This window comes from Pedobacter sp. (genome assembly GCF_965249885.1).
Classification (GTDB): domain Bacteria; phylum Bacteroidota; class Bacteroidia; order Sphingobacteriales; family Sphingobacteriaceae; genus Pedobacter.
Window position 1 is genome coordinate 3,118,067 of sequence record NZ_OZ252254.1, and the last position, 24,625, is coordinate 3,142,691.

Genomic DNA, 24,625 nt, shown 5'->3' on the forward strand with positions numbered 1-24,625 from the left:
AGCATAGGTCAGCGGAACTCTTTATGGTTTCAGTGGGAGAAGGACAATTATTTAAATATACCTCATGAGGCTAACTAGTAACATTTTTCCATTGGAGATCCCATTTGAGGAATTCCAGGTGCAAAGGCTCCCATATTCGGCCGATAAGCTGAACGAGCTCAGAGATCAGTATAATTCACAGTATTCTTTTTTCAAGAAGGATGATCATATCTATATTTCCCCAGGTTCGACCGAACTGCCGATGTTGGGCGAACTGGTAACACTCAACGTAGATGAAGAACCTTACGTGGTCGGTTCGCTGATCAGACATATATTCTTTAGGGCGTTCAAAGATAAATTCCCCCAGGTAAAACCATCTTTCAATCCATTTACATTTCCGTCTTCCAAAGATGAACACAATTTGATTCTGGATGAGCTGCCTGATCCATTGAAAAAGACGATTACCTACAAAAAGCTGAACGAGATCGATATCAAGCGCGCCACAATCCAGGGAAGAAAAAAGTTTATGCTTGTAATTGGGAGCTCCTATAAATGGATGCTCCGTCAAAACTGTCAGAAACTGCAGGAAAATGGCTTTGATATTGCCACCTTGGAAGTGGCCAACCTGATTCGTTACCAGAGTAGCCAGGAAGTAGTGGCGCCAACATTCCAGGCACTGGGCAGGGTCAAGCAGGTGGATGGTACGAAGGCAATAGTAGAAACGAACAATGGCGACCTAAGTTTTCCCCTGGATGAGCTGTTCCTTAACAAGACCCATGAGAACATCCGTCTTTACCTTGAATTCGTTTTGGATAGCGCCAGGGCGGAAAACATTCTTTCCAGAGTGAAACAAAAGGAATTTATGAGGAATGACCCGACCATTCTTCATAAGGAGATTTTCCAATTGGCCAAACATCTTTCCCAATTGGAATTCAAAAACGGTGATGGTTTCTGCTTTACGCTGGGAAGCCAGGGCTCCACGGCCTTTCCTACCCTGAAGCTGGAAAGTCCCAAATATCTTTTCGATGTATCACTAAGCAAGACCAATGCTTCACCCTCCAAAGGATTGATGGAATATGGCCCCTATGACTTCGGGAAATTTTTTGAGGTCAGCCAGCCAAGAGTGCTAGTGGTATGCCATAAAAATTCCGTTGGTGCCTTTTCTCAGTTTCTAGGTAGGTTAAAAGAAGGATTTAGTGAAGCGCCAACATTTGCCAAAGGTTTTGTGGCCATGTATAGGCTGCATGATATGAACTTTCAGATCGTGGAAGTGGAAAGCTACAGGGCCGATGTATTTATGAACGCCATCAAAAAGGCTGTGGAGCAAAATGAAGGAGGATTTGATATCGCCATTATAGAAACCAGGGAAGAATTTAAAAGGCTATCCCCTCAGGAGGACCTTTACTGGATAAGTAAGGCCTATCTGCTTCAGCATGGCATAACCGCGCAGTATATCAAAGAGATTAATGCGCGCGAGCCCAAGTTCGTACTCGATTCATGCGCGCTACAGATGTATGCTAAATTGGGTGGCACCCCCTGGGTGCTGCCATCAAGTCCCAATATCGCCCACGAGCTTATTGTTGGCGTAGGGAGCTCACTGGTCAGGAATAATCTATATGCCGGTGCCCAACAGCATAAGCTGGTCGGCATTACGACCTTTTTCAATGCTGATGGTAAATACATCTTCAGCTCTCGATCAAAGGAGGTAGCCTATCAGGATTATTTCGATGAATTATTATCAAGTCTGAAGGGTTCTATTAATACCATATCCAAAGAGCAGGGATGGGATGACGGGGCGATTGTACGGATCATCTTCCATGTGTTCAAGCCTATGAAGAACTTGGAGGTGGAGGTAGTTGCTCAGTTGATCGAACTGTATCCGCAATTTGATATTAAGTTCTCTTTTGTTTCTTTTGGAGAAAACCATCCCTATCTCATATTCGATCTCGACCAGCAAGGTGTAGCTTCCAGGTTTATTTCTACTGTAAAGGGAAAACTAACGCCAGAGCGTGGAACCAACCTGATGTTGGAGCCCGGTGTGTGTCTACTTCAATTGAAAGGTCCGTTGGACGTAAAATCTGGCAAGCAGGGCTTTACCGGGCCATTAGTGATTAGGATCCACCCCAAATCGACATTTACCGACCCTACCTACATTGTACAGCAGGTTTATCGCCTGACAAACATTTCTTTCCGGACATTTAAGCCTTCCCAGCTGCCTGTATCATTGATGTATGCCACTTTTATTACCGATCAGCTGAACAAGCTTAGTGCTGTTCCAGGATGGGATCCCTTATTCGTTAAACCTTTAAGGAATAAAAAATGGTTTCTATAGAACAAAATGACTTAATCCAGAGACTTGCTCAGTCGCCATTGCAGCCTTTGATCAGTGAGTTGACCTCTCCACAGATTGGCAACTATGCGCAGGATACCGCCAATGCCACCAACCTGGCTCTGAACTTACTGATCGCAGTGAGGCAAAATGACAAGGTGCAGGCAGAAAAATTTCTTGCCGTTTTTGCAAAGAGACAGCCGACCGCAGATAGCCATTGGATTTATGATAATTATGTGCTCTTTGCTATCGTCTGTGCAGTTACCAAATTTAGCTTGGATAGTACTTGGATCTCCTCAGTGATCCACTTGTCCTTGTCCAGGGCAACTCAGATGGACAAAGATATCAGGGAGACCTTACGGAACATCTTGGCGGGGAATTTTAGTGCAAAGAACGATTATCATCAGATATCAATGGTCTATCAATTCCTTGCAAAGGATGAACATTTCCAGGATGAACAGGTGAATAAGACCTTTAGTGCGCTCTGGATGAAGTCTTTTCCATTTTATAATGATGATTTTCTGGATTTGCTTTCCCTGAAAGCTATTGAGGTAGCCGTCGTTAAGAAGAGTTTTTTGACCTCTCAACAACGACACGATCTAACGATTTTCCTTCCCGCATTCGACCGTCGGGCAAACCTCTTGGCCAAAGGCTTCACTTGGCTGATACTCTTGCTATTGATCGTCGCCGTTTTCTATGGCTTGGTAAAGCTGAACGGCGTGGAGGAGAAATTTCCCAATCTTGTGAGGCCAATATTGTTCTTGATCGGTGTGTCCGGTGTAGGGGTGTTCGGAATTCTGGGATGGCGGAAAACGATAGTGAAATGGGTAAGAAATGCGATCGATGCATTCTTCCAGTTCAAAAAGATGAAGGATTAATCTAAAGAGATGAGATAGTGGCTAAGAAGAAAAATGTAAAGATTTCAATAGATGGCTATCAGGTGGAGACCCGACCGGATGTAGTCCTCAAGGAAAAGATTCGGCTGTGGGTGCAATCTGGTGGCCGCTGCGCCATCTGTAACAAATATTTGCTGGACCTGGAGTATAACGTCTCCATTGGGGAAATGGCGCACATCGCCGGCTGGAAGAAAGATGAAGCTTCTCCAAGGGGATTGTCAGATGTACCGATGGACATCAGAAATACTGCGGACAACCTGATTTTGCTATGCGCCGAACACCATAAGATTGTTGATACCAAAGAGCTGATCGAGGAATTCTCCCTGCAGAGGTTGATGAAACATAAAGCTGATCATGAAAAAAGAATTCTTCATCTCACTGGCCTACAGATGGATGCGCAGAGCGTCGTCGTCAGAATGCTTGGCGGCATTAGGGGCGTACCTGTAGAAGTGAGCAATGAGAATGTCCGGAATGTGGTTTTCAATAGCGAGAATAAATTCGCCATGTTCCTGGATAGCTACGACAGGCAGGGAATAGAGATCGATTTGACCAGCCTTGCCGACCCCGAAGAACAATGGGAAAGCTATTGGCTTGCCGGTAAGGGCATCATCGATAAAAGTTTGTTGCGCCTGCGCGATGGGATATCGATGGGAAACGTCCGTCACCTATCCGTATTCGCCTTTAGCCGGATTCCCTTGCTGGCCTACCTGGGCTATGAACTTGGTGATAAAGTGCCCACTTCGTTCTATCAAAAGCATAGGGACCAGGAGGAAACGTGGCTTTGGTCCAGTACGGAAAAAATAGAAATGTTTGAAGTTCTCAACCTGCAGGAAGATCCTTCCTGTGAGGTATTGCTGCTTTTATGTATTAGTGGCACGATCGACCTTGCTTCGCTCCCCAGTGAGATGGTCCAGGGACGGAACATTTACGTAATTAGGCCCATAGATACCGTGCCCCATAGAAATATATTCAGGAATAAACAGAGCTATGATCAGTTCTGTAACACCTATCATGAGTTCTTAAGCAGATTGGAGGTCAATCACAGTGCATGTCGTACGATCCATCTCCTGCCTGCCATTCCCATTACGGCAGCAATTGCCTGCGGTCGAGGCATCATGCGTGATGCACACCCCGAACTGGCCATATATGATCGCTGTAGGGATAGTTATAGACATGCCTTAACCATTAACGCCAAATGAAATGAAATTAATCAGCTATTTTAAAGAGTTCCTGGAAAACGAGGTTAACCTCAATCCTGCACGTATCACCCTATTGGATGATCGTACCGAAGCGATCACCAACTTTCTAAAGGAAACCCAAACATTTAAGGAAATCTATAGGGACGTCATTCCCCAAGGATCTTATGCCCATAAGACGATTATCAAACCTGTGCAGGTCAATGACGAATTTGATGCCGATATCCTCCTATATATCGATGAAGTGCAGGACTGGGAAGCGAAGGATTATGTACAGAAGGTCTATGAAGAATTCAGGGAAAGTAAGACCTACAAAGAAATGGTTAGTAGAAAGACGCGATGTGTAACTGTCACCTACGCAAACGATTTTCATATCGATGTGGTTCCTTTCTTGGATCGCCACGACAAAAGGTATGTGACCAATAGGCATGATAATACTTTTGAATTGACGGATCCGGAAAAATATAACGAGTGGCTGGATGAAAGGAATAGAATCACCAAGCACCATTTTGTAAAGGTGATCAGGTTGCTGAAATATCTTCGCGATTATAAACAGACGTTCTCCATCAAATCTATCATTTTAAATACCCTGGTCGGGGATCAGGTCAATGATGCCGCACTACTGGAAAACAAGGATTGCTACAATGATGTGCCAACTACCCTGTACACGGTGATGAAGAAATTGAAGGCCTACGTTAAAGCAAATATTGTTCTTCCCACCATTAGTGATCCCGGACAGACTGGAGAGAATTTTAGTGATAGATGGGACCAAAGTGGTTGGGAGGGGTTCAGGTCCAAGATGATCTTCTATGCGGATAAAGTGATCGAAGCCTACGAAGAGGAAAATCTGGAGAAAAGCTTGGGGAAATGGCAAGAGATTTTTGGAGAAGGGTTTAAGAAGCCTGAAACCAAGACAGCTACTGAAAATCGGGGGCTGGTCGCATACAATAACACAGAGCAAAAAATTGACGTCCATCTCGGCATACCCCTTCAGCTAAATCCCAATTACAAAATCAAGGTAAAAGGGACGGTGCAGCCAAAAGCTGGTGGCTATAGGGCATTTGAGCTGGCTTCAAAGGGGAACAAAGTAGAAAGAGGCCGTTGGATCAATTTCAACCTTACCGCTACCGATATCCAGTCTCCTTACACGATTTATTGGAAAGTCTTGAACAGGGGAGAGTTTGCCCAAGCTGAGAATCATATCCGTGGCCAGATTTTTCAAGGGGACAGTTCTCGAATGGAATACACGAAATTTAAAGGGAACCATTATGTGGAATGCTATGTAGTCAAGGACGGAAAATGTGTTGCCCTAGATAGACAGTCCGTTATCATTTATTAATTTTTTCCAGGTTGTGAGATTAAGGTGGACAAATAGACCCCGGTCGGCGGATTTTGCAGTTCTATTTGTGAGCGCTTGACGCAAGAATCAGAAAAGATCGATTAATGGATAGCCATAGCCCGTAGAATGATTATTTCCTTTCGTCCGTCCAATTAAATATAGCACTTTGTCAACGTCATCCATGAACCATACCTATTCCTTTATCGAAGATGCAAACTTTGAATTTTTTTTCAATAACGTACGCTGCCTGGCATGAGCTTGATATCTCTAATCATAGATAATGGCTATCCGATGATAGTGGGAGACAGAGCTATCTCCGATCAAGGTAAGTTGTCCACGATCGTACTTCCCTCCACCAATCGATTGACCGTCACCCCGACTCCGGTAGTCGAGTTCAACATCAAAACAATTATTGTTCAGGATATACTATGTGTGGGCTTTGCAGGAGATGTACCCATTATCGAAGCGCTCGTGGTTGAAATCAGGGATTTCTTTTTGCACCGAAAGGTTACCCTTGCGTCGCTTGCGGAATTATTTCATTCGCTGCAGTCGGCCACCCGATGTGCCGCCATCTTTGTCCTGCCCGTGATGGGGGAAGACCGTTTTGTGGTACTGCGCCTAGGTGAATGGTCGATCGCCGAAAGTGGTGAAGTAATGTTGGTGTCCGCAGGGAGTGGAGCGAAAGATTGGGGAACCAATTTTTTGCAGACATATCCTTATTTGACAGAGAAAGAATTCACCCCTTTATTTTATAGACAACGGGTCTTGAATACCTGCATGAAGTTCATGCTCAACGAACGGGTGACTGCCCAAACATTGCTGGATGGTTGGGGTGGGGGCTTTGATCTTGTGTATTTCCAGGATGGAAAATTCAAAAGGTTGAATAACCTAGCCTACGTTTTTTATGTGATCGATATGGCTAAAAGTAATCCTAACCCAGTTCCAATTTCTATTGTTCATCAGCAATATGTCAACGGTAAGGTATTAGTAACCCATTTTGAATCTGAAGGTTTGGAAACGTACAACTTTGCTGAATTCGGTGACAGAATGCCTTGTGAAGGCGGAAGCAGAGAATGCGTAGCTGCTGAGGTTATTTCCTGTGTGCATATTTTCAATGGAAGGACACATCTGTCAGACTTGGGTGTGCTCTTTTGGGACGAAAACCCAGATGCGCCTCCTGCACTCTCCACAGCAATAAAAGATGGTCAGTTCGGTATTCAGTTTAGGGAACTCTATCGAGACAAAATTAAAGAGGCGATAGACAGTTTTTTGGGTTGAGCAACCGATACCATTGTGTTGGTGCTGTGACAAATTCGTAGTCACCAAACACCCTCCAATCGGGGAAAGGCAAGTCATTGAACTAAAATAAGGCAGTATCTAAATAGGGTGACGACAATAACAAAATGGTCCGAAACCTCACGAAGGTCGAACCATCCTGTATAAAAACTATAAAGTTTAAATGTGCTGATTTTTAATCAATTAGCGAAGCAAGCCTTTCTAAATCTCCCAGAAATCTTTCGTGAAATAGTGCCGTCACCTCCACTTTTTAGGACAAATCAACTTTAGTGTTGTTTTGTCCTTTTTTATTTTGATCTAATTCATTGGTTATTAGGTATACTTAGTGAAAGATGTGTTGTATCTTGTAGCTAATCTTAAGTAAATGATTGCGGAGCATCTCCGGGCATTTGTTTATACCGTTAGAAAGAATAATTAATTTGGAATTTATTTTGTTGAAATTTAGATAATGGAAGTGAAAAATAAGCTGTCATTAATGGTTTTGATGTTCCTGAAAGTGTTTTTGGCACAGGCGCAGACTGAAGTTAAGAACACACATCCGAAAGTGCGATTGAGTATTACCAACGCCGCGGGAAGTAAGGTCAATCTTTTACAGATTGTTAATGAAAAAACGAGAATAGTGGATTCTGTTGTAATAAACAGTAATGACACAACTGTCACATTGAACGGTGCGAGTGTTAAAGAGGAACTTCAGGCTCAATTAATTATACGTGATAAGAATAAAAGAATGTTTGTTCTGTATCCAGTTCTCGACAATAATCGTACTCCAGAAATATATATTGATTTAAAACAAGCGTTCAATGATGAAAAAGCTTATCTCGACAAATTTCGATTTGAGAATTCCCCTTCTAGTGTTGATTGGAATACGCTATTTTATTTTCCAGCAGATTGGGCAAGAGCCAAATCAAAACTGGAAAAACAGTTTAAAAATTCCATGACTGTTGGCGCTCGAAAGGAGATTGATTCCCTAGCAAGTTTAATCAAGGACTATACCGTAGCAATGTTAAGAAAGACAGAAAGCGTAGCAACAGTTTATTCTGGTTTAAATTGGCTTAAATTTGGATTCAGCGATGATAATTTTGATGAATTACTCGACGAGTTGGAAAGGAAGTTTTCAAGTTCTGAAATAGTGAAGAACAAGTTGAAATGGTTTAGACTCACTAAAAAATACGTCCCGCCAACTGGAGAAATTTTGAATAATGGTATAGCATCCATAGATTTTACTTTTAATACCATTGAGGGAGGGGTTCAAAAGTTGTCAGCATATAAAGGAAACTACGTAATGCTAGATTTTTGGGCGAGTTGGTGCAAACCTTGTAGGGATGAATCTCCTTTCTTAAAAAGAGCATATCAAAAATATCGGGACAAAGGTTTTAAAATTATTCAGGTATCTATTGATAATGCTATTGATGAAAAAAAATGGAAAGCGGCTATCCAGGAAGATGGAACAAACCTATTTATTCATACTCGCAAAGAAAAAAATGACCCTTTAATTAAAGCGTATAAGGTAGCAGCGATTCCGGTAAGCTATTTGATCGATCCAAACGGGAAAATTATAGCAAGTAATCTAAGGGGAAATGATCTTGAAGCCAAGCTTGCGGAAATCTATCGATAACAAGCTGGTTTAAAGCGGGCTTAGCGTAATATATAGGTATGTAGTTTTGATAACAATTCAATAAAGACCACATCAACAGACTAACTGTCGATAAGCTTTTCTATCTAAAGAATTCCTAGCTAATACCGGCATATTTACTAAATTTATGTTTTGAAATCATAGCTCATAAACTAATATCACTTAAGTTCCAGATGAAAATAAAAACGACACGTATTTTTCTAGCGCTATCTACAATTTTAACAGCATCACTGTGTCAGCTGAATGCACAAACGGTTACGGTTGATAACTACTACAACCACGAGACGAAGAAGGCTGCCGATGGTAAAATGACAGACTTTCACTATTTGTGGAATGATACCGAGTCTACAGGTTTTTCCATTTTCGGAGCTGCATTCAAAAAAAACGGAGCGAAAAATTTGACCGTGCTTACAGAAGCTCCAACTGCGGAGAACTTAAAAAATACTGATGTTTTTATCATCGTAGATCCTGATCATGTGGGTGATAATCCAACACCTAATTACATGAATGACAAAGATGCTACGGCTATTGCCCAATGGGTAAAAAATGGCGGTGTATTATTGTTAATGACTAATGATAAGGAAAATGCTGATTTGACGCATTTCAATGTGTTGCCGTCTAAATTTGGCTTTACGTTCAACATGGATTTGATTTTATTTGTAAAAGACGATGCGCACTTTGATGACGGAGGCCTTTCTACCAAAGGAAATCCTGTGTTCAAATCCGCTAGTCATATTTTCATTAAAAATGCCTGCTCAATCAATATAATCGATAAAAATGTACAACCTGTTTTAAAAACAAACGATGGTAAAGTGGCCATGGTGAGTGTCAAATATGGTAAAGGAATGGTGTTAGCGGTGGGCGATCCTTGGTTGTACAATGAATATACTAACGGTAGGTTGCCAGTAAAGTTTGAAAATGATAAAGCCGCCGATGACATTGCGGCGTGGCTATTGAGCAAAGCCAAAAAGAAATAATCGCTGATGAAAAGCCTGTCAATTTTCGGGATTTGCTTAGGTGCTTTTTGCTGGTTATCATGTTCCAATCCTAGTCAACAACAAACAACATCCAACCATCAAATTAAAACGAAGGATGGTATGGTTTGGATACCCGCAGGGGAGTTTACCATGGGTTCGTCTGATGAAAGCTTTGGCGATGCGCAACCATTGCATAAGGTGAGTTTGAAGGGCTTTTGGATGGACGAACACGAAGTAACTAATTCGGAATTTGCTGCCTTTGTAAAAGCTACTGGTTATCAAACTGTGGCAGAGAAAGCCTTAGATCCAAAGGATTTCCCTAATGTTCCCGTAGAAGATTTGGTGCCAGGTTCAGCAGTTTTTAGTCCGCCAAATTATGCTGTAGATTTAACCAACCCATTAATGTGGTGGAAATATGTGAAAGGGGCTTATTGGAGACATCCCTTTGGTGATCAACGCACAGCCATTGATGACGAGCCGGTGGTGCAAGTGAGTTATACGGATGCCTTAGCTTATGCCAAATGGGCGGGTAAACGATTACCAACCGAGGCTGAATGGGAGTACGCAGCAAGAGGAGGGAAGGAACAGCAGCCTTTTTATTGGGGCAATGAACTAAAGCCCGATGGCAAATGGCAAGCGAACATATTTCAAGGCCAGTTTCCAAATGCTGATAGTAAGGAGGATGGTTATATTGGTGTAGCGAAGGTGAAATCTTACGCCGCAAATGCGTTTGGCTTATATGATATGGAAGGCAATGTTTGGGAATGGTGCAATGACTTTTATAGGCCAGATTACTACCAAAACAGTCCGCAACAAAGTCCGCAGGGACCAGCTGACAGTTACGATCCACAGGAACCGGGTTTGGTAAAGCGAGTACAGCGGGGCGGCTCTTTTTTATGTAGCGATGAGTATTGCAACCGTTACAGAGCTGGCTCAAGGGGAAAAGGAGAGGTCAACAGCGCATCCAATAATTTAGGGTTTAGATGCGTAAAAGATTAGAATGCCTAAATGCAATCCGATTTTATATGACGTTGTTCCTTATTCTCTATAGCAACTACAGGTATTTTGTAAGTTACTAAGGCTTGACCTTCATCGGTAAATAATGATAAGCGTAAAATTGCTTTTTAAAGCATTTATAAGATTTTATCGCTCCAAACACGTGCATCATTTTAATATAATACCAAGCCAAATCAATTTGATGCGGTTTAAATCCACTGCGGGCACTTTTAGGATATAGGTGATGATTGTTATGCCATTCGCCAGCTACAAAGCCTGGCCAAAGTTGGTTAATCGAATTGTCTTTCCAGTTATAATCTGTCCCAGCTTTCTTTTTATCTTCTCCTTTGCCATGGCCTTCGTAATTAAAAGTACGTACGCCAACACCCCAAAAACCGGCAGCGCCAAATAGCGTACAGGCCAAAGCATGGCCACCAATTAGATAAAAAGCAGTGTACCAAAATGCCCAGTTGAACAACCATGATGCGACTGCGTTCCACGGATTAACATAAGAGCCCCATTTTAAATATTGTGCATACGTGTTGGAAGCAACACCGGTGTGTTCCATCAATTGTTGTACGCGTTTAAACTCTGCTTCGCTTAAATCTTTAGCGATAGGCTGATGATTTACATCCGCCAGAAAACAGTAAAGAAAACCACCTTGCGCATTATAAGGATCGCCTGGCTTATCTGAAAGGGAATGATGAACATGGTGCGAAACCACATAAATTTCTTCTGGAATAACATTAATGGTAAGGTTTTGCGTAATAAATCGCCAAAATTTATTTCTAAACGTATAAGCGCCATGTGTGCAATAACGATGGTGCCAAATGGTACCGTGTGTACCCATCACAATCATACTGTAAATGAATGCAGCCAATACTGTCCACCATTCCAAATAGTATGTCAGAAAAATAAAGAAAAACGGGATTAAGCAAAGTATTTTGAGCCAACTGAAAAAAGGCAACCAATTTCTTCTATCGCGAAAAATGTTAAGGCGTGTAAAAAACTCTTTAAATAACTGAGAAGGACTTGGTTTAATTAAATCTCCATCTTGGTTTTTCCAGCCGTAGGTAGGTGGCTGCAGAACTCTCTCAAAGAAATGCATAGTGGTTTTAGTTTGTTGCTGTTCTCTTCTTAAGAGAATTTGGTTGTAAGATATGATTATTTTGTCAATAAATAATCATTTTTAAAAAGATGAAATTGAGCGGTTGTTAATGTGAGAAAATAAAAAAAGGATGCACAATTTGTACATCCTTTCATTTATAAAAAAAATCTAAATGCCTTTAGGGCCTTAAATTGTTCGCTTTCAGCTTAAATTAGTATCTGTAGGCTTCTGGTTTAAACGGACCTTCAACAGCTACACCAATGTATTCTGCTTGGTGAGGATCCAAAACATCCAACTCAACACCAATTTTTTCTAAGTGTAAACGAGCCACTTTTTCGTCCAAGTGTTTAGGTAAAACGTAAACCTTGTTTTCGTAAGCAGCAGCGTTAGTCCAAAGCTCTAATTGTGCCAAAGTTTGGTTAGTAAACGAGTTACTCATTACAAAACTTGGGTGACCAGTTGCACAACCTAAGTTAACTAAACGACCTTCCGCTAAAACGATAACATCTTTACCATCGATCGTATATTTATCAACTTGTGGTTTAATCTCCACTTTAGTGTGACCATAATTTTGGTTCAACCAAGCCATATCAATTTCATTGTCGAAGTGACCGATGTTACAAACGATAGCTTTGTCTTTCATGCTTTTAAAGTGCTCGCCACGAACGATGTCGCAGTTACCTGTAGTAGTTACTACGATATCAGCTTCCTTAACCGCATTAGCGAATTTTTTCACTTCGTAACCTTCCATTGCAGCTTGTAAAGCACAAATTGGATCGATTTCAGTTACAATTACACGTACACCTTGTGAACTTAATGAAGCAGCAGAACCTTTACCCACATCACCATAACCAGCAACAACAGCTACTTTACCAGCCATCATTACGTCTGTAGCACGACGGATCGCATCTACTAATGATTCGCGGCAACCGTATTTATTATCAAATTTAGATTTAGTAACCGAGTCGTTAACGTTAATTGCAGGTAAGTGCAATGTGCCGTTTTTCATACGCTCATACAAACGGTGTACACCTGTGGTGGTTTCTTCAGATAAACCTCTGATTCCAGCAATTAACTCAGGATATTTATCAAATACCATGTTAGTTAAATCGCCGCCATCGTCTAAAATCATGTTCAATGGTTGTTGGTCAGGGCCAAAATGTAAAGTTTGCTCAATGCACCAATCAAATTCTTCTTCGTTTAAGCCTTTCCAAGCATAAACCTGAATGCCAGCAGCAGCAATAGCAGCAGCAGCGTGATCTTGAGTAGAAAAGATGTTGCATGATGACCAAGTAACCTCAGCACCAAGCTCTACCAATGTTTCGATTAAAACTGCAGTTTGGATAGTCATGTGCAAACATCCTGCAATTCTAGCTCCTTTTAGGGGTTTTGTTGGACCAAATTCTTTTCTTAATGACATTAAGCCCGGCATTTCAGCCTCTGCTAATTCGATCTCTTTGCGGCCCCATTCCGCCAGTGAAATGTCCTTAACTTTGTAAGGTACGTAAGTTGTCTCTACTGATGACATATTGTTTTTGTTTTAAATTTATACTGCAAAGTTACGTGATGCCTTTATCAATAACAATTTAATATATTTTGCTTTACAAATTTATGATGGTTTTTGCTAATATGTTGATGTATAGATCGCTAATGAATTAGGTGATTTATTGAGTTTATCTATGAATCGGCCCTCTTATTTACTAGACATAAAAATAGAAATATGCTTTTGTATGTCATTTCGGTAGTAACGGCGGCTGTGCGAATAACTGTCTTAAGAATTACCATTAAAGTTAACGCCATCAAAAATCGTCTATGATAAAAAAGCTCTTGCAACCTTTTTTGAAACGGTGTCGTCTTGCAAGTATGAAAAATGCGATTCTTCAACTTAAATGCCTAATTTTTACTACTAATTTGTTAATCTCTGTTTTTAACGTAAACGCTCAAAAACTCATAAGTGGCGTAGTTAAAGATACTCAACAGCGTCCCGTTTCCTATTGCTCTATCGGAATTAGAAATAAAAACGTAGCTACCGTAGCCGACGAAAATGGTCGTTTCAAACTTTCTATTCCCGACAGTGTGAGTGGCCATAATTTAATTTTCAGTGCGGTAGGGTTTGTAGATAAGCAACTATCTCCCAAAGAAATAAGTATGCTTAAAGACGGTGAGGCTATAACGCTTAAAGAGAAGATTTTTGAGATCCCCGAATTGGTTATAAAAGGCACTAAGCTTAAGGATAAAACAGTGGGACAGCAATCTCGTCCTATGATTACTTTTTCAAAAATGTTCGATCAGAATGTCCCGAGCGTAGAACAGGGTAATATCTTTGAAATTTACGATCAAAGCGTGCTGAAGGCCTATAATTTCTATATTATACCCAGTTCTAAATTTACTGCTATCACCTTAAAGTTAAATTTGTATGCCGTAAAAAATAATCTGCCAGATACTAGTTTACTCCGTCAAAACATTACGTATCGGGCTACTACTACAGGCTGGCAACACATTGATCTTTCACCTTATCTGTTGAGCTTTAATGGACTGACTAAAGTAGCAGTAACGTTACAATTAGTAGCACATCAGGTTGATAGTGCCAACAATTTTATATTCGGTATCTCTGCTAAAAAGACCTTGTCGAAAGATTTGCTATTCCGTTACCAAAGCCAGGGAACTTGGGAGAGCTACGCGGGAACTTTTATCGCTAACCTAGAATTAAAGTATAGTAAGGATGGTAAAAAGCCGAAAACTCCTACGGAAAAAGAAACTGAAAATACACCTGAAATGAAAATGTTAGTCGATTTTTATCAGCATAGGGAAGCTGCAGCAAAAAGTGGCTATGGACGGAATAAAAAGGGTAAATTCATCGATGTAGGAAATGCAAAGATTTATACTGAGGAGTATGGTGAGGGCGAGCCGCTACTTTTGCTTCATGGTAATAATGGTAGCATCGCTGATTTTTATCTGCAGATTCCGAGTTTAGCCAAACATTTCAAGGTGATTGCAATAGATACAAGGGGGCAGGGAAGGAGTACTGACCTTTCTACTGATCCATACAGTTACGATGAATTTGCTAAAGACTTATACCGAGTTACTGCTGAACTTGGACTTAAAAAGGTAAACATTATAGGTTGGAGCGATGGTGGAAATACCGCTTTGAGCTTTAATCTGATGTATCCAGAGATGGTGAAAAAAGTAGTAACCATTGGTGCAAATCTCAATCCTTCTGGAGTAAAGGATAGTTTGATTGCTGTGTTTAAAAAGCAACTGGAAACGGATAGCCAGAAAAATAGTAGACTAATTAGGTTAATGCTGGAACACCCTAATATCAAAGCGGCGCAATTAAAACTGATCCAAAATCCGGTGTTGGTTATTGCTGGTAGCGATGATGTGATTAAGCCTGAGCATACACGATTTATCGCAGAACAAATTAGTGGTGCGAAACTTGAAATCATTCCTAATGCCACGCACTATGTTCCTTTCGAGCAATCTCGTCAACTTAATCAAACCATCGTTGATTTTCTAAAGGATGTGTCGGTAAAATAAGCTAACAGTTCCTATTAGCCAATCACAGGTTTAGCTTTATAGCTCTCTTATCCAAATATTCCTAAAGCTGATGGGTTCACTTGGGTCACCGTGATCCTGTAGTTTAATAGGGCAAGCACCATGAGCTTTTTTATAAGATGGGGCACCAATGTACTGCGTTGGGCCAGTAAGCACTGCATTGTTTTGTACTAAAACACCATTAAATAAAACGGTTACCCTTGCTGGAGTTTTAACAGATCCATCAGTATTGAAAGTAGGAGCAGTCCAAATTACATCGTAAGTTTGCCACTCTCCAGGTTTTTTATTGGCGTTAGCCAATGGCACAAACTGTTTGTAGATACTGCCCGCTTGTCCGTTAACATAAGTGTCGTTATTATAATTGTCTAGAATTTGAAGTTCGTAGCCATCATCTCCGCCGCCGGTTGAAGCCAAAAACAAGCCGCTATTACCTCTAGCTTGACCTTTTCCCGTAATGTTTGCTGGAATTTTCCACTCCAAATGCAGTTGGTAATTTAAAAAAGATTTTTTGGTTTCGATATTTCCAGTGCCTTTTTTAACAGTAAATGCGCCATTGGCAACTGTCCATTGTGCGGGTTTGGTTTTGTCCTTTACAGATACCCACTGATCTAAATTTTTCCCATCGAAAAGGATGATGGCGTCGGAAGGTGCATCAGAAAATGGTTTTGCTGTATTCACTTTTGGTGGCACGGGCTGATAAACTTCAGTGTCTTCAGGTTTTTGTGCCCAAGTTTGTAAAGTGATTAATGATAATGCGATTAAAAAGATTTTTTTCATACGTGTAAAATTTTAATGCTAAAGCTATTGATTTTTGATACAGTTTCAAAATCATCGCTCTTCGCCAATAAATTGACGTTTATATCATCACGATTGACAAGTATTTTATATTTTAGCCCTCATGAGAGGAATATTTACCGTAATGTTTTTATTGATATTCACGGAAGCCAGTGGAATGATCCATTGGTTGGAAAAGCACCTGCTCACCTGCCCGTTTAAAAGTTTGACGGGGTTGGATTGTCCTGGCTGTGGGTTTCAGCGTTCATTTATCGCTTTGCTTAAAGGTAACCTGGGGCAGTCATTAAAGTTTTATCCCGCTACCTTGCCGTTTATTGCTTTGTTGGTCTATATGTTGCTTCACCTAAAGTTCGACTTTAAAAATGGTGCATTTGTACTCAAACTAATGTACATTTTTGTTTCCTCAATTATCATAATTAATTATATTTATAAAGTTTATCACCTACAAATTATTTAAAATGTCAGAAGAACAAGAAGGCCAAGTGCCACAAAATCCAGATCAAGGACAGCCGTTTGCTAAGCAACCTTTTGAAGGTAATGCGTTTCCGCCAAAAGGAGGGAACTTTGGCTACGAAGGTATGCAATTGCCATTGCCTAATGCTACTGCAGTATTGGTGATGGGTATTTTATCCATAGTAACATGCTGTTGTTTCTATGGCATAATAAGTTTGATTTTAGGAATCATTGCCATAGTGTTAGGAAATAAAGATACAAGATTGTACCTAGCTAACGTAGGCATGTATACAGAAAGTTCTTACAAAAACTTAAGAGCAGGTAGGATTTGCGCCATTATTGGTTTGGTATTAAGTGCTATCACGCTAATTGCATGCGTTATCATCATTGTCACCTTTGGATTTGATGTTTTAAGAAATCAAGAGGCGATGAAGGACTTAATTATGGAAATGCAAAATCGCTAATTTAAGCCCATAGATATTGTTGGAAGCCTCGATTTTTTCGGGGCTTCTTTCACTTACACTGCTTTTAATGCTTTATCCTCGGCTTTGATCAGTTGTTTCATCTCTAATTTGCCATTGTACTGCGCTCCTAACTCAATCTCGAGTGTCTCCGTTTTGATATCACCATTTACCACGCCAGTTTTTTTTATTTCTAGCTGCATTGCCTGTACATTACCCGTTACCGTGCCGTAAATAATGGCCGATTTGGTTTTGATATTGCCAGTAATTATGCCTTTGTCGCCTAAAATCAGTCCGCCTTCCGTTGTTACATTACCGGTTACTTTTCCATCGATTCGGATAATGGAAGTACCATTGATTTCGCCAGTAATTTCATAGCCATAACCAATTAATGTAGATATTTCTTGCTGGTTGAGATTTAAAGATTTAGTTTCCTTTTTTTTAAACATGTTATTCTAGGCTTAAGTAAGTTTTTGGGTTGACAATTTTTCCGTTTCTATGTACTTCATAATGTAAATGTGGGCCGGTTGAACGCCCTGTAGAGCCAATATTGCCAATAATTTGACCGGCATTAACTTTCTGTCCTTCTCTCACCACAATTTTTGACAAATGTCCGTAATAGGTTTCAAAGCCATTGCCATGGTTAATGATGACACAGTTGCCGTAACCACCTCTTCTGCTCGCAAATTTTACGGTACCATTCGCGGTAGTTTTTACAATTTCGCCATAATTTCCTTTGATATCCAGGCCTTTGTGGCTTTCTATATTCTCACCAGTAAAAGGATTTTCTCTGTGCCCGTAAGTGGAACTGATGCGACCTTTATGAGGGTAACCCATTGGTGTAAAGCCAACTAGTCTAATCATCCGGTTCAAATATTCATCATAAAATGTACCTATTTCTTCGGTGCTTCCTAACTCATTATCTTCAGTGCCACCTTGGTTTGCGGGCATAGGTTTTAAGCCTCTAGCTTTCAGATATTTATTAATGGTTTTCAGTTTTTCATCAATAGCCAAGTAGTGCTTTTTAATAGCTGATGTGTCCATTTGGATCACCTCGTTCTGGTGTTTTTCAAGCAATAACGCAAGCTTTTGGTTAGATAATTGCATTTCAGCCTTAGCTTTTACCAAATGCATAATGATACCTATTAAGCCGCAAAGTGTTAAAAAAAGTGCGGTTACAAACTTTTTCCAATGCTTAACATAAAATGTTTTGACCTGAAACGGCTTGGCGTAATGTTGGTTTTTATCAAGGAAGACGATAGTTGTCTTATCCTTCTTCATAGACATAGGTTATATTTTTAGTTTGGTTGGTAAACAAATATATGATTTTCAGTAATATATAACGCATAGCGATAATATCATTGTATTGTTAAAACTGCTTATTAGAACGATGGAAAGTTGAAAAACTATACAAATTCATTATTTTTGTGCCTTGATTTTTAAAAAATAGATATGTATCCAGAATATTTAGTTGCGCCAATGCGTGCCGAGTTAACCAACGCTGGTTTTGAAGAATTGACAACAGCCGAAGAGGTTGATCAAGCAATCAAAAGCGAAGGAACCGTTTTTGTGGTAGTTAATTCTGTTTGCGGTTGCGCTGCTGCCAATGCTCGTCCAGCTGCAAAACTAGCGGCTGCTAACGCTAAACATCCAGATAAATTGGTAACTGTGTTTGCAGGCATGGAAAAAGATGCTGTTGACAGAGCAAGAGCATTTATGATGCCTTTCCCACCATCTTCGCCAGCTATGGCTTTGTTCAAAGATGGTAAATTGGTACACATGATTGAGCGTCACCAAATCGAAGGTCGTCCGGCACAAATGATTGCTGAAAACCTAGTTGGTGCTTTTGAGCAATATTGCTAGTAACTATTAAAAGCAAAAAAGGACAATGCCATACGCATTGTCCTTTTTTTATAATCTGCTTCCCGCTTTATAATACAATTCTGCCAAAGTTTTTTGGTAAGATGAAACCATTTCCTCCCTTTTAATTTTCATATCGATCAGTTTGGTTTCCCTAGCGTTGATTAAAAACAAGGTACTTTCCCCCAAGCTGAATTTAGAAGTTTCTCCTTTGAGCAATATTTCTTGATTTGCAATGCTTTTCACCTGCGTAGCCAACTGCTGGGTGTAGGCTGCTAAACTATTATAACTTGCCGTTACCGCATTTTTAATTTCTCGGTTAGATTGCTGCAAATCATAAGCTACTTCCAATTGTTTTAGCTTCACTTCTTTTAGCTTTCCTCGTTCTTTCCTTAAAAATAATGGAAATGCAAATTCGAAACCTACTTTGTAATTGCCCCAGTTAAAATCGTAGTAAGAAGGTACATCGCTATTGAACCAGCGCCTATTGGTAAGCAAAGAACCGCCAATGTTCAGTTTAGGTTTTAGCATTTCACTTCTATACTGTCTTTCTATCTCCAGTTGACTGCCTTTGGTACGCAATTTCACGATTTCAGGGTGTTGTTGTTCTGCGAAATTAAGTAGGGAATCAAGTACCAACTGATTTGGCTGCTCTACTACTTCAATTCGCTGAGGCGGCTTTGCTGTAGCGGGTAGCTCCAAAGGTTGTGCATTATCTCCCCATAAATGGTTAGATAGTGTTAACCGGGCATTTAACAGGTCAATTTTGGTTTTTTCGAATTGTATTTGGCGATCTTGTACCGTAATAGCAGCTTCTACAGAATCAATACTTGCCTTATCTCCCAAAGAAGTCTGCTGACTGATTGCCTTGAATCTTTTTTGGGCCAAATCTAAACCTTCGTTCACCAACTGAAATTGATGATAAGTAAAATACCAATTCCAATAATCTTTCGCAATATTGTACCAAACGGTGTTAATTTGTTTTACTCTTTCTGCCTCCGCATAATTTACCATTACTTTTGCTTGCCTCAGGGTATTTCTTCTTGAATCAATCAACAAGCCCTGACCTAAAGGAATACTGATGCCAACAGCGCCCAATCCAGCTGTTGAAGTTTGCGTTTCGGGGTTGGTAAATTCACCTACGTTTCTATCGTAACCTACTTTTAAATCGGCGCCGGCTAACCATAGTGGCACTTTTAGCTCACTAGTCCAGCGGTTATAATATTCATTTTCTCCAAACATTTTTCTGTCGAAACCCGCTTTTAAAGAAGGATCGAAAAAACCTAGTGATTGCATTACGTTGGCACGAGCAGTTTCGCTAAGTAGCGCCGCTTGTTTTACCACAGGGTGGTTACGGAAAACGATTTCCTGTAAATCTTTTAGTAAAAAAACATTGGCCGTATCTACTTTTGGCTGTGCATAACCAATTTGGAAACACAACAGCATCGTCATTATCCATGATAACCTCATAACTCTTCCGCTATTTCGCCTGTGTTGCATCACCTTTTGGTTCTTTTTCTAGACTAGGAGGGAAGCCATTCAGCTGTCGCCATATCTCGTACCAAACCGGCACTGAGTTTAAAATCACCCTTCCATATACACCCGAACCTTGCCTTAATTGTACTGGCCAAGGTTCATCAGCTTTTGGTACGGGTAATGTTTGGCGCACCAATACGCGGTAAGTTCCGTTGGGGCTTGCCATTTTATCGATAGAAAATACGCTTCCGGCAAAAGTACCTACCGCAACTGATGGCCATCCTGAAAACTGTACCGACGGCCAACCTTCAAATTGCAATCGGACACCGTTGTTGCCTTCAATTAATGGCACATCCATGGCGTTAACATAAATTTCCGCAGCTACCTGTGGATTTTTAGGCTGAAGTGTAGCTACTGATTCGCCATCTTTAATGGTTTCGCCAAGTCCGGCTTTTAAGGTTTTGATGATGTAACCATTTTGAGGCGCTCTAACCACATACAAACCACGCCTGAAATCGATATTGGCAATCTCATTGCGCAGTTTGGCAATATCGCCTTGTGCTGTTGCCTGTCCTGATAGGGCCGTTCCCATATCCGATTGTGCTTTTGCTACGCTTTCTTGGTACTTCACTCTGGTATTGTCCAAATCAATACGGGCGTTCAATAAAGCCTGTCTGGATGTATTTAACTTATTTTCTTGGGAGATTACCTTAGCGTTGTCGTTTTGTACGCTTAACCTTCTACTTTCGATATCTGTTAAAGAGAACAAGCCATCTTTGAAACCTTTCTCATAGCGCTCTAGCCTAGCCAAACTGATGGCGTACAATTGTTTTACGGCTACCAAGTCGGCACTATCTGTCTTCACCTGATTGATACTTTGTTTGACTTTATTTTCGGCAGCAACCAACTGCAGTTTTACCCCTCGGTTCAATGCTTCAATTTGTGCTTGCGTAGCACGCATTTTTTGTCTTGCAGCTTCTTCGCTGCCCTGTTTGGCTGACAATTGCTCCTGCAATCTAACAGGTAAATTAGGGTCAAAATACGACTGACTGATCTCAGAAATCGTTAAAATGGTATCTCCCTTTTTCACCTCTTGGCCTTCACTTACGTACCAACGTTCGATACGTCCACCAATTTGGTTTTGTATAGTTTGCGGTCTATCTTCGGGCGTTAGCGCCGTAACAGTACCACGTCCTGGGATGGTTTGTCGCCAAGGTAAAAACAAGATGATGACGAACAGCACACACATGAAAAGTATGATGCGTTGCAACAATAAAATTTTATCTATTCGCAGTAGGGAAGCTTGCGACTTTTCTGCCAAGTTCTCCCAATTTTTTTTATGATCTACTGGTGTATAGTTAGCCATGATTAGCCTCCTCTCCCTCGTTTAAATCTAAATCCGTTACTACAGCCAATTTCTCCGCAGCCGTTACCATGTCAAAAATGGTATTCATGCTGGTCATAATTTTCTCTACAGCATAACTAATTTGCACTACAATTACTTCAGCAGCAACAAATTGTCCGAAGGTCATTTGTCTTTCAATTACAAAATAGGAACCCATTAATAGCAAAGCGCCCATTAGTATGGTACGGATGATGATGGAACTGGCGAAAAACTTGCGTAAAATTCGAAAGTGGTTGGTACGTGATTTAAGGTAATTGGAAGTAATTTCATCTGTGATATCCATCGCTTCCTTCATCTTCGCCTCATTTCCACGATAGCTGTCCAGATTTCCTGCTACTTCTTCCAAATAGGCGACTACTTGATATTTATGGCTAGATTCCTTTAAGCTTGTTTTAACAGCTTCCTTGTAGTAAAGTGCTACTACAAAAGGTAAGGCTATCATAATAAAAATACCAAAAGCCATGTACACCGGATGGTAAAAAGAAAGCAAAATGGCGCTGAATACAATTAATACAGCCGCTGCAACTATTTCAACCACCAGCTTAGTTAAACCTTTTTGAATGGTAAGTATACCGAAAAAACGATTGACCAATTCGGGTGGATGTTCGCCCTCAAGTTCAGATTTTTTAATGCGTGGTAAACGATAAGCAAACTCTAAGGATGTGCGTGCAAATATTTTTTGCTCTACCAGTTCCACTAAAGTGAGCTGACCAATTAGAAGTAAGCCACCAATTAAAATACCTAAAAGTACCACCGCAATTAAAATATAGGTGGAGCTGTACATAGAACCGTTACTCAATAAGTTAAATATGGCTGTAGTACCAAGGGGTAGCGATAAGCCTAGCAAACCAATGAGTATGGCGTAAAATAAAATGTAGTTGATCGATGATCGCTCAAAATGCAATATCGCAACTAGGCGCTGCCAAGGCTTTAAAGCCGATTCGGCATATTTCTTTTTCATAAAAGATTATAAATAAAGTAGATATAATGGGAATGATATATTGTTGTAACGTTAATTATGTTACAAACTCAGGTGGTTGCGTAATAATGGGAATGAGCGGCTCGGAAATGATAGCAAGTAAATAAACGCTGTTGTGTGCCTCCCAAGTTGCTGGCTCCTTAGTAAAATAAGTATGGTTCTCTGGCCATTGAAAGTACCAAGCCTTGCGTACCATCCTCAATGATTTATTATCTTTTTTACCTTGATTTTCTTCTTCGTTTGGATGTTCATCGTCGGTATCTATAAAAACAACTGACCATTGTTTGCCTAAACAAACGCTAGTTTTTACCGCAAAGCTGAAAAACAGCAAGGCGCTAAAGAGGTAAATGGAAATCTTGTTTTTAAACAACGCAATCATGGTTTGCAAAGATAAATGCTGTTTGATGATTGCTAACAATCTTAAGGCCAATATGCTTTAACAAAAAATTGATTTTACAAAAACATGATTGAAGTATTAAAATAAGATTAGAAAGTGTAATAGTAATTTATAAAATCGTGTTTATCTTGATTAAATTAAATAGTAATTCCTGACAACAAGTCAGTGACAACTTCCATTTCCGTAAGCGTGTTGAAATAGTGCGGTGAAAACCTAATTGCCCAGTCTACATTTTTTTCGCCAAAATCTATTAATGCACCCGCTTTAAAACTTACAGAATAGTAAATGTTATTTTTGGATAGCATTTCTTGCAATGCCTGTAATGATACATTGCGATGGTGAAAAGTGACGATGCTTGCTAGATTATGGCCTTTATCGAGTATTTCTAAATTACTATTTTGCTGAAGCATGTTCCGCAATTGGGAGCTCAGATTTCTGTTGTATGCTTCTATATTGCCCATTCCAATGCTATTTGCGTAGCGTATCGCTTCAGTTAAACCGACAACGGACGCACATGATCTTTCCCAGATTTCAAAGCGCTTCGCATCATCGCCCAACTCATAGGTGTTTGGTGTTGTCCAACGGGCACCACTCATATCTAGTAACAATGGAGCTAAGCCTTTAGATAAGGCATTGTCAGAAACATAAAGAAATCCTGTGCCTCGTGGCCCTCTTAAAAATTTTCTGCCAGTAGCCGTTAGGAAGTCGCAGGAAATTTTTTGGGTGTCAACAAGCAATTGGCCAACAGACTGGCAAGCGTCAACTAAATACAGAATTCCATTTTGCTTACAGATTTTACCAATTTCTTCCACATTTTGGATTAAACCTGAATTCGAAGGAATATGTGTTACTGCCACTAATTTAGGCTGATGCTTTTTAATTAGTTGTAGGAAATGGTCTAAATCTAGGTCTTGATTAGCTAACTTTTTAATGCGATGAATTTTCAGATTTAACCTTTTTTGTAGTGATAAGAAAGCAATCTGATTGGAAATGTAATCGTCATCAGTAGTAATAATGCTATCGCCGGGTTTAAACGGAATGCTGGATAATGCCTTTGCATAAGCATCGGTGGCGTTGGTAGCAAAGGCTATATTTTGTGGCTTACAATTAATTAGCTTTGCGGTCTCAATGTAAAACTCGTTTAAAGCAGCAGCTTGTTGACTTGCTACATGATATCCTCCAAACTCTTCCTCTAATTTGAGGTATTCCATTTGTTTTTGGACAACGCTTTTTGGCATTAAAGATGCCCCAGCACTGTTTAAGAAAGTCTTGTCATGGCAACCTAAAGTGTCTTTTCTAATTTGGTTAATTTGCATAAAGTATGATTTACTTAAATGTACAATTTACTTAAGAATTTAGTGGGTTCAAAAGGTTATTAACGTCAAAAGCCTTTAGCTAACACTAAAGGCTTTTGTTTGTCGGGATGACTGGATTCGAACCAGCGACCACTAGCACCCCATGCTAGTACGCTACCGGACTGCGCTACATCCCGATA

Annotated in this window: 22 protein-coding genes and 1 tRNA gene; 12 read left to right on the plus strand and 11 right to left on the minus strand. The window is 40.3% G+C overall.

The genetic code is table 11. The features are described from left to right. Positions 1-91 precede the first annotated feature (91 nt). From ACY2A0_RS13285 to ACY2A0_RS13320, 8 genes are all read left to right on the plus strand, one after another. Positions 92-2,311: a Piwi domain-containing protein gene (locus ACY2A0_RS13285; RefSeq protein ID WP_461791569.1), complete on the plus strand. Its 2,220-nt coding sequence runs from the start codon at positions 92-94 to the stop codon at positions 2,309-2,311. After that, positions 2,299-3,186, plus strand: coding sequence for a hypothetical protein (locus tag ACY2A0_RS13290; RefSeq protein ID WP_461791570.1), 888 nt, complete (start codon positions 2,299-2,301; stop codon positions 3,184-3,186). Before ACY2A0_RS13285 ends, ACY2A0_RS13290 begins: the two co-directional genes overlap by 13 nt. A gap of 17 nt (positions 3,187-3,203) precedes the next feature. After that, positions 3,204-4,403, plus strand: coding sequence for an SAVED domain-containing protein (locus ACY2A0_RS13295; RefSeq protein ID WP_461791571.1), 1,200 nt, complete (start codon positions 3,204-3,206; stop codon positions 4,401-4,403). Between the two features lies 1 nt (position 4,404). Next, positions 4,405-5,739, plus strand: a complete 1,335-nt coding sequence (locus tag ACY2A0_RS13300; RefSeq protein WP_461791572.1) for an SMODS domain-containing nucleotidyltransferase — start codon at positions 4,405-4,407, stop codon at positions 5,737-5,739. A 252-nt stretch (positions 5,740-5,991) separates the two neighbouring features. Next, complete coding sequence (locus ACY2A0_RS13305) at positions 5,992-7,017, plus strand: hypothetical protein (protein ID WP_461791573.1); 1,026 nt, start codon at positions 5,992-5,994, stop codon at positions 7,015-7,017. Positions 7,018-7,483: 466 nt separating this feature from the next. Continuing rightward, a complete protein-coding gene (locus ACY2A0_RS13310; RefSeq protein ID WP_461789972.1) occupies positions 7,484-8,650 on the plus strand; it encodes a peroxiredoxin family protein in 1,167 nt (388 codons plus the stop codon). A 191-nt stretch (positions 8,651-8,841) separates the two neighbouring features. After that, on the plus strand, positions 8,842-9,645 hold the full coding sequence (locus ACY2A0_RS13315; protein ID WP_461789973.1) for a DUF4350 domain-containing protein: 804 nt from the start codon (positions 8,842-8,844) through the stop codon (positions 9,643-9,645). Between the two features lie 6 nt (positions 9,646-9,651). Next, positions 9,652-10,644, plus strand: coding sequence for a formylglycine-generating enzyme family protein (locus tag ACY2A0_RS13320; RefSeq protein ID WP_461789974.1), 993 nt, complete (start codon positions 9,652-9,654; stop codon positions 10,642-10,644). A gap of 76 nt (positions 10,645-10,720) precedes the next feature. Here ACY2A0_RS13320 and ACY2A0_RS13325 read toward each other — a convergent pair whose 3' ends face one another. Beyond that, positions 10,721-11,749 carry a fatty acid desaturase family protein gene (locus ACY2A0_RS13325; protein ID WP_461789975.1) on the minus strand — a complete coding sequence of 343 codons (1,029 nt, stop codon included), beginning with the start codon at positions 11,747-11,749 and terminating at the stop codon, positions 10,721-10,723. A 211-nt stretch (positions 11,750-11,960) separates the two neighbouring features. Beyond that, complete coding sequence (gene ahcY / locus ACY2A0_RS13330; protein ID WP_461789976.1) at positions 11,961-13,277, minus strand: adenosylhomocysteinase; 1,317 nt, start codon at positions 13,275-13,277, stop codon at positions 11,961-11,963. A 335-nt stretch (positions 13,278-13,612) separates the two neighbouring features. Here ahcY and ACY2A0_RS13335 point away from each other — a divergent pair, with 335 nt between their 5' ends. Continuing rightward, positions 13,613-15,286 (plus strand): alpha/beta fold hydrolase, encoded by a 1,674-nt coding sequence (locus ACY2A0_RS13335; RefSeq protein WP_461789977.1) that lies wholly within the window; start codon positions 13,613-13,615, stop codon positions 15,284-15,286. A 36-nt stretch (positions 15,287-15,322) separates the two neighbouring features. On the opposite strand, the gene ACY2A0_RS13340 is transcribed toward ACY2A0_RS13335, so the two are convergent. After that, positions 15,323-16,081 (minus strand): 3-keto-disaccharide hydrolase, encoded by a 759-nt coding sequence (locus ACY2A0_RS13340; protein ID WP_461789978.1) that lies wholly within the window; start codon positions 16,079-16,081, stop codon positions 15,323-15,325. A 121-nt stretch (positions 16,082-16,202) separates the two neighbouring features. Here ACY2A0_RS13340 and ACY2A0_RS13345 point away from each other — a divergent pair, with 121 nt between their 5' ends. Further along, positions 16,203-16,556 carry a DUF2752 domain-containing protein gene (locus tag ACY2A0_RS13345; RefSeq protein WP_461789979.1) on the plus strand — a complete coding sequence of 118 codons (354 nt, stop codon included), beginning with the start codon at positions 16,203-16,205 and terminating at the stop codon, positions 16,554-16,556. 1 nt (position 16,557) lies between these two features. Further along, positions 16,558-17,016 carry a CCC motif membrane protein gene (locus ACY2A0_RS13350; protein ID WP_461789980.1) on the plus strand — a complete coding sequence of 153 codons (459 nt, stop codon included), beginning with the start codon at positions 16,558-16,560 and terminating at the stop codon, positions 17,014-17,016. Between the two features lie 53 nt (positions 17,017-17,069). Here the strand turns inward: ACY2A0_RS13350 and ACY2A0_RS13355 are convergent, their stop codons facing one another. After that, positions 17,070-17,462: a bactofilin family protein gene (locus ACY2A0_RS13355; RefSeq protein ID WP_461789981.1), complete on the minus strand. Its 393-nt coding sequence runs from the start codon at positions 17,460-17,462 to the stop codon at positions 17,070-17,072. 1 nt (position 17,463) lies between these two features. Next, positions 17,464-18,300, minus strand: a complete 837-nt coding sequence (locus ACY2A0_RS13360; RefSeq protein WP_461789982.1) for a M23 family metallopeptidase — start codon at positions 18,298-18,300, stop codon at positions 17,464-17,466. 165 nt (positions 18,301-18,465) lie between these two features. Here ACY2A0_RS13360 and ACY2A0_RS13365 point away from each other — a divergent pair, with 165 nt between their 5' ends. After that, on the plus strand, positions 18,466-18,876 hold the full coding sequence (locus ACY2A0_RS13365; protein WP_461789983.1) for a BrxA/BrxB family bacilliredoxin: 411 nt from the start codon (positions 18,466-18,468) through the stop codon (positions 18,874-18,876). Positions 18,877-18,924: 48 nt separating this feature from the next. On the opposite strand, the gene ACY2A0_RS13370 is transcribed toward ACY2A0_RS13365, so the two are convergent. The 6 genes from ACY2A0_RS13370 to ACY2A0_RS13395 form a co-directional block, all read right to left on the minus strand. After that, entirely contained in the window at positions 18,925-20,343 is a 1,419-nt protein-coding gene (locus ACY2A0_RS13370; RefSeq protein WP_461789984.1) for a TolC family protein, read from the minus strand. A gap of 10 nt (positions 20,344-20,353) precedes the next feature. Further along, the gene (locus ACY2A0_RS13375; RefSeq protein ID WP_461789985.1) at positions 20,354-21,715 is read right to left on the minus strand and encodes an HlyD family secretion protein; all 1,362 of its coding nucleotides are present in this window, start codon (positions 21,713-21,715) and stop codon (positions 20,354-20,356) included. Beyond that, on the minus strand, positions 21,708-22,715 hold the full coding sequence (locus ACY2A0_RS13380) for an ABC transporter transmembrane domain-containing protein (protein ID WP_461789986.1): 1,008 nt from the start codon (positions 22,713-22,715) through the stop codon (positions 21,708-21,710). The genes ACY2A0_RS13375 and ACY2A0_RS13380 overlap by 8 nt, the downstream gene beginning before the upstream one ends. Before the next feature lie 55 nt (positions 22,716-22,770). Further along, positions 22,771-23,112 carry a hypothetical protein gene (locus tag ACY2A0_RS13385; RefSeq protein ID WP_461789987.1) on the minus strand — a complete coding sequence of 114 codons (342 nt, stop codon included), beginning with the start codon at positions 23,110-23,112 and terminating at the stop codon, positions 22,771-22,773. 155 nt (positions 23,113-23,267) lie between these two features. Next, positions 23,268-24,446 carry an aminotransferase class V-fold PLP-dependent enzyme gene (locus ACY2A0_RS13390; protein WP_461789988.1) on the minus strand — a complete coding sequence of 393 codons (1,179 nt, stop codon included), beginning with the start codon at positions 24,444-24,446 and terminating at the stop codon, positions 23,268-23,270. Positions 24,447-24,548: 102 nt separating this feature from the next. Next, positions 24,549-24,622: transfer RNA gene (locus tag ACY2A0_RS13395), tRNA-Pro, on the minus strand. Positions 24,623-24,625 lie beyond the last annotated feature (3 nt).